We start from the raw sequence: 12,439 nt of genomic DNA on the forward strand, positions 1-12,439 counted from the left end.
CTTGCTGGCAGGCACCTGGCGCGGAATGGAAATTTTGCAGAACTACGAAACAGGCGTGAAATCGACGAGCAGGATGGTGCGCATGCCCGGCAGCGCCGGGTCGTCGCATGACACCGAGGTGACGTGGTGGCTGACCGCCTCGTCGTCGATCACGTAGCTGTCCAGTGCCTCGTGCAGGGTGAAGACCTGCAACTGATCGTCCGGCACGGCTTCGACGCGCCAGCCCGAAAACCTGGGCGGTGCGATGTAGTTGACGCCGCCTTTTGCGTTGTGGCGGCGGATCAGATGCGCGGCCGTGTAGGGCTGGCCGTCGCGATGCAAGCAGTCGGGGGTGATGCGCGCGGGCTCGGTGCCGATCGCCGTCATGCAGATCATGTGCAGGCCGCAGAGCAGCGTCTCGTGGCGTTCCGGCAGCGGCGTCAGGTCGAGGTCGTGCCAGATCAGCCGGTTGATCAGGCCGGTCTCGAGCACCTCCGAGCCCAGGCGGCGGAAACGGCGCACCACGCCGCCGTATTCGGGCTGGTAGATCTCGTCCTGCTGGTATTCGATCTCGATGCCGCCGTCCTCGGCGCGATGTCCGGGACGCCAGGCGATCTGACGGCTCGCCAGATCGACGATGCCCTCGCAGTAGGCGCGGCGACGCCCGTCGCCGCCGAAGCGGTCGAGTGGCAATGATTCGCCGTAGCGCGCGAGAAAGTCGAGTTCGTCGCGCTCATGTGCCGTCAAAGCGAAATCGTCGGCATCGAAACGCGCCCATCCAAGTTCGCTCAATCGATTCCGGATTCCAATTATCCCGAGATTATCGGTACTGAGACTTTCGTGAGAAACGACAATTTCTTGAGAAACGTTGTCCATAAAATTTTAAATTCCAAAATAAGGAACTCGGCGGGTTTTCGATCGAGGCGCATTGAATCATGGCGACAAAGTGAAGTCTGTAGAGGATTTTCGGGACATTCATGAAAAATGGATTTTGTAATTTATATGTATGCGAATTATAAAAACAACACTGTCCCGGAAATCATGGGCTGACAATGTGAATCGATATGGAGTCAAATTCGACGCAATTAGATTTAGGTTTTTTTATTTAAAAGGGAAATGCGTGATGCCGAATCCATTTGATAATGACGCTGCCGAATTCACGGTTCTGCGCAATGCCGAAGGCCAGCATTCGCTTTGGCCGGCTTTCGCCGCGCAACCGGCCGGCTGGGACCGCCGGCACGGACCGGCATCGCGTGCCGACTGCCTGCGTTTCGTCGAGACGCATTGGACCGATATCCGGCCGTTGAGCGGGCAACGCGATGCCGCCGGCGCGACCGCGCGCGGTGACAACCCGCGGAGCCGCTGACCGTGCGCGACGACCTCTCCGTGTTCTCCGGCGTCGCGACGCCGGCGCTCGCCGTTGCCGATCCGCTGGCGTTCTGGCGCGACGCGCTGGCCGGGCTGCCGGCCTGCCTGGCGCTGCCGACGGATCGCCCGCGCAGCGCGGCCAGGCCGGTGTCCGGGCAGCTAGGCTTTCATGTGGACGGCGCGCGCCATGCGAAGCTCTCGAGCTTGGCGCGAAGCCGTGACGTGACACTGTTCGACGTGGTGCATGCCGCCACGGCGATCGTCCTGGGCGCGCTCGCCGCCGAGACCGATCTGGCGATCGGCACATGCGCGAGCGATTCACGCGGCCTCGTCGAGCCGAACCTTGTCGCGCTGCGCCTGGACCTGGCCGGCAATCCGAGCGCCGTCGATCTGATCCAGCGCGCCGGTTCGGCCAATCGCCGGGCGCTCGCGCATGGCGATATCCGGTTCGATGAGGTGGTGCAGGCCGCAGGCATTGAACCCGCCGGCCACCACCCGGTATTCCAGGTCATGCTGGTCATCTCGGACAATCCGGCGCCGGAGCAGACGGCCTGGATCGAGCAGGGCGGCGACATCGCGCTCGCGCTTCACGACACGCGTCGCTCCCTGGCCGGCACCATCGCGTATGCGGCACAACTCTACGATCGCGCCACCATCGAGACGCTCGGCGAACGCCTGCTTGGCGTGCTCGACGCGATCGCGGCGAATCCCGCGGTTCGGCTTTCCGACTTGCCGCTGCTCACGCCCGCCGAACGCGATCGCTTGCGCGTCTGGGCGAACCCGGAGCGCGATCTCGGGGCGGCGACGCTGCCCGGGCTGTTCGAGGCACGGGTCGCGCTCACGCCCGTGGCCCCGGCTGTCAGCTTCGAAGGCGAGACGATCGACTATGCGCAACTGAACGCGCGCGCGAACCGGCTCGCCCACCACCTGATCGCGCAGGGCGTTGGCCCGGGCGATATCGTCGCGCTCGCCTTGCCGCGCTCGATCGCGATGATCGTCGCGATCGTTGCCGTCACCAAGACGGGCGCGGCATACCTGCCCCTCGATCCGGACTATCCGGCCGAGCGCCTGCAATACATGGTGGACGATGCGCGGCCCAAGGCCGTCGTCACCCTGTCCGGAGTCGCCGTCGCGGATGCGGCATGCGCCATCCGGATCACACTCGACGACCCGGCCACGGCAGCGGAACTCGCGAGCATGCCTCCCGACAATCCCGGCGCCGCCCGGCCCGACATCGGCCCGGTGCCGCACGACACCGCCTATGTGATCTACACCTCGGGCTCCACCGGCAAGCCCAAGGGCGTGATGGTCTCGCATCGCAACGTCGCGAGACTGTTCGCGGCGACGCACGCTGAGTTCGGCTTCGGCGCCGACGACGTCTGGACCATGTTCCACTCCTACGCGTTCGACTTCTCCGTCTGGGAGATCTGGGGAGCACTGCTGCACGGCGGGCGCCTCGTCGTGGTGCCCTATCTGCTCAGCCGTTCGCCGTCGGGCTTCCTGCAGTTGCTCGCGCAGGAGCGTGTCAGCGTGCTGAACCAGACGCCGTCGGCGTTTTACCAGCTGGCCGAGGAGATGCGCGCGCAGGGCGAACCGGCGCCGCCCGCGCTGCGCTACGTGGTGTTCGGCGGCGAGGCGCTCGAGACGGCCTTGCTGCGAGACTGGTACGAACGCCATGGCGACGGCGGCCCGCGGCTCGTCAACATGTACGGCATCACTGAAACGACCGTGCATGTGACCCACGTCGCGCTCGATGCCGGCCATCTCGATGCGGCCGGCAACAGCCCGGTGGGGCGGCCGATTGCCGACCTCAACGTGCATCTGCTCGACGCGCACCTGAATCCGGTGCCGCCCGGCACGATCGGCGAGCTGTATGTGTCCGGCGCCGGACTTGCGCATGGTTACCTGAATCGCCCGGGCATGAGCGCCGGACGCTTTATCGCCTGCCCGTTCGGCCCGGCGGGCAGCCGCATGTATCGCAGCGGCGACCTTGCCCGCTGGCGCGCCGACGGCACACTCGACTACCTTGGGCGTGCCGACGACCAGGTCAAGATTCGGGGTTTCCGCATCGAACTGGGCGAGATCGAGGCGGCGCTGGCCGGTGCGCCCGATGTTGCCCATGCGCGCGTCACGGTGCATGAGAGCGGCGACGGCGACCGGCGTCTGGTTGCCTACGTGGTGCCGAAGGACGCGGCGGTGCTCGACACGGCCGCGGTCGCTCGCCATGCCGCCGACCTGCTGCCGACGTTCATGCTGCCGGCCGCGGTGATCGGACTCGAGCGCCTGCCCCTGACCACCAATGGCAAGCTCGACCGCGCGCGTCTTCCGAAACCCGAGTTCGATGCCGGCGGCAAGCACACGCGCGAGCCGTGCGGCGAGGAGGAGCTCGCGATCGCCGCGCTGTTCTGCAAGGTGCTGGATCTGCCGCAGGTCGGTGCCGAGGTGAGTTTTTTCGACATCGGCGGCCACTCCCTGCTCGCGATGAAACTCGTCAGCCAGGTCCGGACGAGCTTGCGCAAGCGCATCTCGATGCGCGACGTATTCGACAAGCCGACGGTTGCACTGCTAGCGCCGCTGATATTCTCGTCCGGCGAGCCGGCGCGGGACAAGGCGGTGGGGCGCTGATGCAGACCGCTCATGATGTTCGCCCGCCGGACGCAGGCGCCGCCGGGCTCGGCCTCAATGACCTGTTCGATATCGAAGATGCGCTCGAGGCCGACCAGATTACCGCGGAGCAGAGCCCGAGCGTCCTGCTCGCGGCCTTGCGCGCGGTCGCGCCGAGCGTCGAATCGGTCACGCCGCTGGCGCCTTCGCAACGCGACTTGTACCTGCATGCCTGTCGCGATCCGGACAACCTGACTTACATCCTGGCTTATGCCCTTGCCTTGCGTGCCGATGTCGATGTCGACGCCTGGCGCGCGGCATTGCGTGTGGCGGAACGGCGTGCCCCGACGTTCCGCAGTCGGTATGTCGAGATCCGGCAGGCGCTGCTCCAGATCGTCGATACGCAGGCAATCGCGCCGCTCGAGGTGATCCGGGTGGCCGACGCGGCCGCGGCGGCAAGCGTGATCGAAGCCGCGCGCAGCCGGCCGTTCGAGCTGTTCGACGGGGCGGTTCGACATCTGCTGCTGCTCGGCGACGGGTTCGCGACGGCGGTGCTGGTGGCACACCATATTGCCATCGACACCATGTCGGCGGCGCTGTTCTTCGGCGAGGTGTTCGCGGCGTGGGCGGCGGCCGGGGCCGGCGGGGCAGGGAGCACCGGCGCCGTTGTCGACGAACGCTTCACCGAGTGGGCCGGGCGAGCGGCGGCGACGGTCGACAGCGCACCCGCGATAGCGGCGTGTCGCGATGCTTTTGTCGGCACGCGCGCGCTGCTGCCCGCGGCACTGGCGGGACACGAAACGCGCAACCATGTGCGGCTCGATACCGGCAGCGTCCGCGTCCTGGCGCGCTGGTGCGCGAAAAACAAGCTGCAACTGGCGGCGGGGCTGAAATATGCGGCAGCCCAGGTGCTGGCGGAGCGGTTCTCGCCGGCCGCGGATTTCGTGCTGTACGACGTGATCAGCGACCGCTCGTTGCGGCACATGACCAGCATTGGCTGCCATTACCGCATGCTGCCCCTGGTCCTGACCCGCGAGATGCTGGCCGGCACCGATCCATGCTCGGGCGCGGTCTCGTTTCAACAGTATCTGCGTGACGAGACGGCGCGATTGCCGGTATCGATGCTGGCCGTGTCGACCCTGCCGGGCGAGCGGGGCGCGCCGGTATTTTTCAACTATTTCGACTATGTCGGCATGGCGCCGCTGCTCGAATTGCCGGATACCGAGCACCCCGGCACGCGGCCGGCACGCTTCGATGTGTATGACCGCATCGATGACGGCGAGACGCATCTGCTGTTCTACCGCGAGCACGACGGCTTCGGCATCACCGTGCGCAGCCGGCATCCCGCGATGGCCGGCCAGGCGATAGCCGAGGCGATCGCGGCACGAGTCATGACCTGGGCCGGCGGCAGCGTACCCGCCTGAGACGGCCCGTTCGATCGAACCTTATAGGAATGCTATCGATGAAAGAAGCACTGAAACAGTATCTGCAGACGAACTTTCTTTTCGAGTTCGATGAGCAGGTCACCGAAGACAGCGATCTGTTCGAGGCTGGAATTCTCGATTCGTTCGGCTACATCCACCTGATCAGCCACCTTGAACGCGAGTACGGCGTGCGCTTCGACGAGGGGGAGAGCGAGATTCGCCATGCGGTATCGCTGACGCAACTGGTGACGCTTGTCGAATCGAAACGACGCGAACCGGTTCAAGGGGAGTCGTGACATGTGCGGAATTGTCGGGTTTTACCGCAGCGAGCTCTCTCCCGCGCACTATCCCCGGATCGTGCGCGACATGCTGGGACAGATCCAGCATCGCGGCCCGGATGAAGCCGGCTACTTCGTCGACGATCGCCTGGCGATGGGCACGGCCCGGCTGAGCATCATCGACCTGAAGTCGGGCACCCAGCCTATCGGCAGCGCGGACCATCGTTACTGGCTCTGCTATAACGGCGAGCTGTACAACTACCGCGAGATCCGCGACGAGCTGCACGCCGGCGGTTATTCGTTTCATACCGATTCGGATACCGAGGTCGTGCTCAATGCGTGGATCGCCTGGGGGCCGCGCTGCCTGCAGCGGTTCAACGGCGCATTCGCGTTCTCGATCTACGACAGCGCGAGCGGGCGCCTTCATCTGGTGCGCGACCGTTATGGCAAGCGCCCCCTGTTCGTCGCCCGGCGCGGCGGCGCCGTGCTGTTTGCCTCGGAGATGAAGGCGTTTCTCGCTTATCCCGAGTTTCGTTTTCAGTTCGATCGCGAGCAGCTCGCGTCGATCTTCGCCACCTGGACGCCCTTGCCGGGACAGAGCGCTTATGCCGGCATCGAGCAGTTGCCGATGGGCGAGTATCGGGTGATCGACGGCAACCAGATGGAGTCGGTATGCTGGGCCGAGCTCGAACTCGAGGGCGCGTCGCCGCCCGCCTCGCAGGACGAGGCGATCGAGCGAATCCGCGGCGAGCTCGATCGCGCGGTGGATCTTCGGCTTCGCAGCGATGTCGAGGTCGGTGTGTATGCCAGCGGCGGTCTCGATTCGTCGATCATCGCGCACATCGCGGCCGGCAAGACCACGCGCAAGCTGCGCACGTTCTCGGTGCAGTTCGAGGATGCGGAATTCGATGAATCGGCGGAGCAGCAGGCCCTGAGCGCCCATCTCGGGACGGAGCACACGGCCGTGCATATCAGGGATATCGACCTGGTCGACGCGTTCGGCGACGCGCTGCGCCACGCCGAGGTGCCGGCATTCCGTACCGCCTTCGTGCCGATGTATCTGCTGTCGCGCCGGGTGCGCGAAGCCGGCATCAAGGTGGTGCTCAGCGGCGAGGGCGCCGACGAGGCCTTCCTGGGCTACGGCATCTTCAAGGATACGCAGCTGCTTTCCAGATGGCATGAGCTCGACGATGCCACACGCATGCGCCGCATGGCCCAGCTCTATCCGTACCTCAGCCATTTCAGCGGAGACGACGGGCATCGCCGCATGATCGGGCTTTACCAGCAGTTCGCGGAGGAGCGGCTGCCGGGGCTGTTCTCGCACCAGATGCGCTACCAGAATGGGCGCTTTGCCGCGCGTCTGCTCAAGGGGCCGAGCGAGCCGTTCGCGGCACTGACCTCGCTGGTGGCCGACGAGCCGGGATATGCGCGGCTGTCGCCGGTGCAGAAGGCCCAGTGGCTCGAATTCCGTACCTTGTTGTCGGGTTATCTGCTGTCCACGCAGGGCGATCGCATGGCGCTCGCGCATGGGGTGGAAAATCGCTGCCCGTTCCTCGATCCGGCCGTGGTGGAACTGGCGGCCTCGGTCAACCTTCGCTTCGACGACGGCTTCGACGAGAAACGCTTGCTCAAGCTCGCCTACGCCGACGTGCTGCCGCCCAGCATCATCAACAAGGGGAAATTCCCCTATCGCGCGCCGGACAGCGCCGCCTTTGTGCGTTCAAGGCCGGATTATCGAGACCTGTTCGCCGACCGCGACGTGATCCAGGAAATCGACGTACTGGATCCGCGCTTCGTCGAGGGTCTGATCGCACGGATCTTCGACAGTCCGCCCGAGCAGATCGGCACCAAGGAGAATCAGGCTTTCGTGTTGCTCGCCTCGACGCTCTGGTTGCATCGATGGTTCGTGCGCGGCGAGGCGCGGGTACGGCAATGGCGCGAGATTCCCGTGCATGAAGTCGACAGGCGCAGCGTGATGGTCGAATGAGAATGCGGCAGGCGTCGGCCGGATGGGTATTGTCAGGTTCGACGTCCCCCCGCTCTTGAGTAGCACGACGCTTTAGAGTCCAATCACGTAGTCAGGAGATTGGGCATGAAGAAACGATTCACCGAAGAGCGGATCATTGGTTTCCTGCGCGAGGCGGAGGCCGGCTTGCCGATCAAGGAGCTTTGTCGGCAGCATGGCTTTTCCGAGGCAAGCTACTACCTGTGGCGCAGCAAGTTCGGCGGCATGAGCGTGTCCGACGCGAAGCGCCTGAAAGAACTGGAGGCCGAAAACAACCGGCTGAAGCAGTTGCTCGCGGAATCGATGCTGGAGAACGAAGTCACTCGCGAGGCGCTACGAAAAAAGTGGTGAGCGCACCGTCACGCCGAGACTTGGTGCGCCGGCGGCTTGAGCGAGCGACATGCGTTGCGGGTGATCGGCATGAGCGCCAGCGCTTATCGCTATCAGCCCGCGCCGGACCGCAATCTCACCTTGCGGGCGCAGATCGTCGCATTGGCGCAGCGGCACCGTCGCTATGGCTCGGGCATGATTTATCTGAAGCTGCGGCAGTCCGGCATGATCGTGAACCACAAGCGCGTGGAGCGGTTGTACGCGCAAGAGAAACTGCAGGTGCGCCGGCGCAAGCGCAAGAAGGTTCCGGTTGCGCAACGCCAGCCATTGGGCCGACCGTCGGCTGCCAATCAGGTGTGGTCAATGGATTTTGTGTTCGACCGCACGGCTGAAGGCCGCGTGATCAAGAACCTGACCGTGGTCGACGATGCCACGCACGAAGCCGTGGCCATTGTGCCGGAGCGGGCAATCGGTGGGCATGCATTGACGCGAATCCTCGATCGCGTTGCATTGCTTCGCGGCTTGCCGAAGGCGATTCGGACCGACAACGGCAAGGAGTTCTGCGGTTGGGCAATGTTGACCTGGGCGCATCGGCGAGGCGTAAAGCTGTTTCTGATCGAACCTGGCAAGCCGAACCAGAATGCCTATATCGAGTCATTCAACGGACGCTTCCGCAACGAATGCTTGAATGAGCACTGGTTTACCAGCCTGTCTCATGCCAAGGTGCTGATCGAGACATGGCGACGAGAATACAACGAAGAGCGGCCGAAGAAATCGCTGGGCGGGCTAACGCCTGCGACCTACGCTCGCCAACTGGCGGCAAAAACAGAGACTTCAACCCCGGATTCTAAAGTCGGGCGCTACTGAAAATGGGGGACGTCGGTGAAGCGGCGTCTCCGGAGCGCACACTGCCCCCGTTCCCTCGGACGTCATGCTGCCATTCAGAAGAGTGGCGACGATCGCATGGTCCCCCATCCGCTCGAACGTGAAACGGACTAGCTTCCCGGATTCGGCGCTGGAAAGGCAGGCCAAAAACTGGGCCAAACCCCACCGATCGCGCACGACCAGGGTCCAAACACCACGTCCTCGTAGACGCGAACGGCGTTCCTGTCAGTGCGATCCTGACCGGCGCGAACCGCAACGATGTCACGCAACTGCTGCCGTTGGTCGACGCGATCCCGCCGATTCGCGGCACTCGCGGCCGACCGCTTCGCAAGCCCAAGGTCATCTACGCCGACCGTGGCTACGATTCCGACTCGCATCGCCGCCGACTTCGCGAGCGCGGCATCAGACCGGTCATCGCCAGGCGCCGCACCGAACACGGCAGCGGCCTCGGCAAATTCCGTTGGGTCGTCGAACGGACTCATTCGTGGCTCCATGGTTTCCGTCGTCTTCGCACTCGCTTCGAACGCCGATCTGACATTCACGAAGCATTCCTCAAACTAGCCTGCTCGCTCGTCTACTGGAACATCTTCAGCCGATCTGAGCGGCCTTTTCGAACTGGCCTCTTAGAAGTCTTGCCGCGTGGGCCGCAACACGATCTCGTTAATGTCGACGTCGTCGGGCTGCTTGATCGCAAAAGCAATCGCACGTGCCACCGACTCGGTCGGAATTGCGAGCTTATAGAAGTCGAGCACGGTGTCCTTTGCGGTTCCGGACGTGCTGTGCTTCAGTTCACTTTCGACCGCACCGGGCTCGATCGAGGTGACTCGAACCGACCCGCCGACTTCCTGCCGAAGCCCTTCCGAGATCGCTCGCACAGCGAACTTGGTTCCCGAATACACCGTGCCGCCGGGTGCAAAGACCTTGATGCCGGCGACCGAACTCAGGTTGATGATGTGTCCGCCACCTTGCGCGGCGAAGCGCGGCAGCACGGCCGCAATGCCATACAGCGTGCCCTTGATGTTCACGTCGATCATCGCATCCCACTCGTCGGTGTTCACCTCGATCATTGGGCGAATGGGCATCAATCCCGCATTGTTCACGAGAACGTCGATTCGCCCAAAGTCAGCAACGGTGGCAGCGACCACGGCTTCAACCTCCGCTTTCGCGGTGACGTCCAGTGCATACGACCGCGCCGAGCCGCCGGACGAGACGATGCCGGCGACAAGCTGTTCGAGTCGATCTTTGCGGCGCGCCGCCACCGCGACTCGCGCACCGCGATCCGCGAGGTAGCGCGCTGTGACCGCACCGATGCCGCTGCTGGCGCCGGTGATGAGTACCACCTTGTTTTCAATATTGCTGTTCATACAGTGACCTCATCCGTTTGATTGTGAATGGTCGCAGTCGCGGCATATCTCGGATAGTCGGTGAAGCCGCGTTCCGCGCCGCCGTACAGGCTCGCGCTATCCAACGGGTTCAGTGGCCATCCGTTCGCAATGCGATCCGGCAGATCGGGATTCGCAATGAAGGGGCGGCCGAAAGCGATAAGGTCGGCCAGTCCGGACTCGACAAGCCGCGCCCCGCGTTCTGCGGTATATCGGCCCGCGTAAAGAATCCGTCCGCTGAAAGCCGCGCGGACGTCGCGGCGGAAGTCGTCCGGCAAGTCCGGCGCGTTATCCCAGTCGGCTTCAGCAATCGACAGGTACGCAACACCTTCGGCCTCAAGAATCTTGATAGCCTCCAGATACGTGCGATGCGGGTCCTCTTCGACCAGCCCGATATAAACCCGGTCCTGATCCGTACCGGTGAACAGAGGCGTGAACCGCACGCCAAGGCGACCCGGCCCGACGACTTCCATGACTGCATGCACGACTTCGCGCAGGAACCGCAGGCGATTGCTCAGCGAGCCGCCATATTCGTCGGCACGATGGTTCGAGTGTGCGGAAATGAACTGATTGATGAGATACCCGTTGGCCGCATGGATCTCGACGCCATCGAAGCCGGCTTCGAGCGCATTCCTCGCGGCCTGCGCATACAGGGCGACAAGCTCCCTGATTTCCGCCACGCGAAGTTCTCTTGGAACTGACGGTTCGATCAGGGTACCCGTATCGGGGCCAGTGGCGATGAACGCCTTGACCTTTTCGGCGCGAATCGCGGAAGGCGCAACTGGCAGGTCGCCGCCCGGTTGAAGCTCGGTGTGTGACACACGTCCAACATGCCACAGTTGCGCAAACATCACGCCGCCCGCTGCGTGCACGGCGTCGGTGACCTTGCGCCATCCCGCAATCTGCGCGCTACTGTGAATCCCTGGAGTCCATGCATAACCCTGCCCTCGGGGTTCGATCTGCGTCCCCTCGCTGACAATAAGACCTGCGCCGGCGCGCTGGCTGTAGTAGGCCGCCATCAGGTCGGTGGCAACATCGCCATCGCGGGCACTACGCTGTCGGGTGAGTGGCGGCAGGACGATGCGGTTTTTCAGCATATATTCGCCCAGCGGCACGGGTTCAAACAGTTTTTGGTGGTACATCGTAGACCTCGTTACGTGAATGTTTCCGGGCGGCTGGGTCCCCACCGTTGCGCCGCGCGCTCCTCGCACAAGCGCAGAGGCAGGACCCAGACCACGGTCATCGAATAAGGCGTTTGCCATTGCGCGCGCTTACACCTTCGCGCCCAGCGCGGGATGCTTGAGCAGGCGGGCGGCGGCAGGACCGGACGAAGCGGGGTTCTGGCCGGTGATCAGCAAGCCATCGACAACGACGTACGGTGCCCAGTCTTCCAGCTTCGAATAGCTGCCGCCATTGGCCTTCAACATGTCTTCGACGAGGAACGGTACGACGTCGGTCAGCCCGACAGCGTCTTCCTCTGAGTTGGTGAACCCGGTGACCTTCTTGCCCTCGACGAGCGGCCGCCCTTCCGCGGTGACCGTGTGCCGCAGAACGCCAGGCGCGTGGCAAACCAGCGCTGTCGGCTTGCCAGCAGCGATGAACGATTGGATCAACTGGATCGACGTCGCGTCCTCGGCCAGGTCCCACATCGGACCGTGGCCCCCGGGATAGAAGACGGCGTCGAAGTCGTCGGTCGAAACGCTGTCGAGGCGAACCGTGCTCGACAGTTCAGCCATGGCCTGTGCATCGCGCTCGAAGCGGCGTGTGAGATCCGTCTGGTTCGCCGGTTCATTGCTTTTCGGATCGAGCGGCGGCTGGCCGCCTTTGGGCGACGCCAGAACGATGTTGGCGCCCGCGTCCTTGAAGGTGTAGTAAGGCGCGGCAAGCTCTTCAAGCCAGAAGCCGGTCTTGCGGCCGGTGTTGCCGAGTTGATCGTGCGAAGTGAGAACCATCAGTACGTTCATGTCTTTCTCCGTAGGGTTGACGTATCGTCTAAAGCCAATGCAGCAGATGCGGCGATCCATTTGCAGCCTTGTTGCTGCGAGAACCGGAGCCAGTAACGCTGCAGTGGTTGTAGATTACGAAACGAGAACGAGGCTAGGAAGGCGTCTTGTGATCCTATGAGTGCGAGTCACATGTGCCAGCGCAGACGCTACATCCGCGCCCTCGCAGAAGCATGCCGAT

The 12,439-nt window shown here is 63.8% G+C and carries 9 protein-coding genes and 2 pseudogenes; 7 read left to right on the forward strand and 4 right to left on the reverse strand.

The window, feature by feature from the left end:
* Positions 1-42: 42 nt before the first annotated feature.
* Positions 43-855, reverse strand: coding sequence for a 2OG-Fe dioxygenase family protein (locus bpln_RS18790; RefSeq protein ID WP_042624919.1), 813 nt, complete (start codon positions 853-855; stop codon positions 43-45).
* Positions 856-1,102: 247 nt separating this feature from the next.
* On the opposite strand from bpln_RS18790, the gene bpln_RS18795 reads away from it, so the two are divergent.
* The 7 genes and pseudogenes from bpln_RS18795 to bpln_RS34200 all read left to right on the forward strand — a co-directional run.
* Positions 1,103-1,345, forward strand: a complete 243-nt coding sequence (locus bpln_RS18795) for an MbtH family protein (protein WP_042624918.1) — start codon at positions 1,103-1,105, stop codon at positions 1,343-1,345.
* 2 nt (positions 1,346-1,347) lie between these two features.
* Positions 1,348-3,972, forward strand: a complete 2,625-nt coding sequence (locus bpln_RS18800; RefSeq protein ID WP_055139668.1) for a non-ribosomal peptide synthetase — start codon at positions 1,348-1,350, stop codon at positions 3,970-3,972.
* Positions 3,972-5,375: a condensation domain-containing protein gene (locus bpln_RS18805; protein WP_055139669.1), complete on the forward strand. Its 1,404-nt coding sequence runs from the start codon at positions 3,972-3,974 to the stop codon at positions 5,373-5,375. The genes bpln_RS18800 and bpln_RS18805 overlap by 1 nt, the downstream gene beginning before the upstream one ends.
* A gap of 38 nt (positions 5,376-5,413) precedes the next feature.
* The gene (locus tag bpln_RS18810; RefSeq protein ID WP_042624916.1) at positions 5,414-5,671 is read left to right on the forward strand and encodes an acyl carrier protein; all 258 of its coding nucleotides are present in this window, start codon (positions 5,414-5,416) and stop codon (positions 5,669-5,671) included.
* Between the two features lies 1 nt (position 5,672).
* Positions 5,673-7,640: an asparagine synthase (glutamine-hydrolyzing) gene (asnB, locus tag bpln_RS18815; protein WP_055139670.1), complete on the forward strand. Its 1,968-nt coding sequence runs from the start codon at positions 5,673-5,675 to the stop codon at positions 7,638-7,640.
* A gap of 105 nt (positions 7,641-7,745) precedes the next feature.
* Positions 7,746-8,855 (forward strand): annotated as a pseudogene (locus bpln_RS18825) (IS3 family transposase).
* Between the two features lie 161 nt (positions 8,856-9,016).
* A pseudogene (locus bpln_RS34200) lies at positions 9,017-9,484 on the forward strand (IS5 family transposase); the annotation flags it as partial.
* A 12-nt stretch (positions 9,485-9,496) separates the two neighbouring features.
* Here bpln_RS34200 and bpln_RS18830 read toward each other — a convergent pair.
* From bpln_RS18830 to bpln_RS18840, 3 genes are all read right to left on the reverse strand, one after another.
* On the reverse strand, positions 9,497-10,237 hold the full coding sequence (locus bpln_RS18830; protein WP_055139673.1) for an SDR family oxidoreductase: 741 nt from the start codon (positions 10,235-10,237) through the stop codon (positions 9,497-9,499).
* Complete coding sequence (locus bpln_RS18835; protein WP_055139674.1) at positions 10,234-11,397, reverse strand: alkene reductase; 1,164 nt, start codon at positions 11,395-11,397, stop codon at positions 10,234-10,236. Before bpln_RS18835 ends, bpln_RS18830 begins: the two co-directional genes overlap by 4 nt.
* 129 nt (positions 11,398-11,526) lie before the next feature.
* Entirely contained in the window at positions 11,527-12,219 is a 693-nt protein-coding gene (locus bpln_RS18840) for a type 1 glutamine amidotransferase domain-containing protein (RefSeq protein WP_055139675.1), read from the reverse strand.
* Between the last annotated feature and the right edge of the window lie 220 nt (positions 12,220-12,439).

The sequence above is a fragment of the Burkholderia plantarii genome (assembly GCF_001411805.1).
Lineage (GTDB): Bacteria > Pseudomonadota > Gammaproteobacteria > Burkholderiales > Burkholderiaceae > Burkholderia > Burkholderia plantarii.

What these genes read in the sequence shown, in the direction of transcription:
- bpln_RS18805 (WP_055139669.1), top strand. Translation starts at nt 3,972, where the DNA reads ATGCAGACCGCTCATGATGTTCGCCCGCCGGACGCAGGCGCCGCCGGG.
- bpln_RS18835 (WP_055139674.1), bottom strand. Translation starts at nt 11,397, where the DNA reads ATGTACCACCAAAAACTGTTTGAACCCGTGCCGCTGGGCGAATATATG.
- bpln_RS18790 (WP_042624919.1), bottom strand. Translation starts at nt 855, where the DNA reads ATGGACAACGTTTCTCAAGAAATTGTCGTTTCTCACGAAAGTCTCAGT.
- bpln_RS18795 (WP_042624918.1), top strand. Translation starts at nt 1,103, where the DNA reads ATGCCGAATCCATTTGATAATGACGCTGCCGAATTCACGGTTCTGCGC.
- bpln_RS18830 (WP_055139673.1), bottom strand. Translation starts at nt 10,237, where the DNA reads ATGAACAGCAATATTGAAAACAAGGTGGTACTCATCACCGGCGCCAGC.
- bpln_RS18840 (WP_055139675.1), bottom strand. Translation starts at nt 12,219, where the DNA reads ATGAACGTACTGATGGTTCTCACTTCGCACGATCAACTCGGCAACACC.
- bpln_RS18810 (WP_042624916.1), top strand. Translation starts at nt 5,414, where the DNA reads ATGAAAGAAGCACTGAAACAGTATCTGCAGACGAACTTTCTTTTCGAG.
- asnB (WP_055139670.1), top strand. Translation starts at nt 5,673, where the DNA reads ATGTGCGGAATTGTCGGGTTTTACCGCAGCGAGCTCTCTCCCGCGCAC.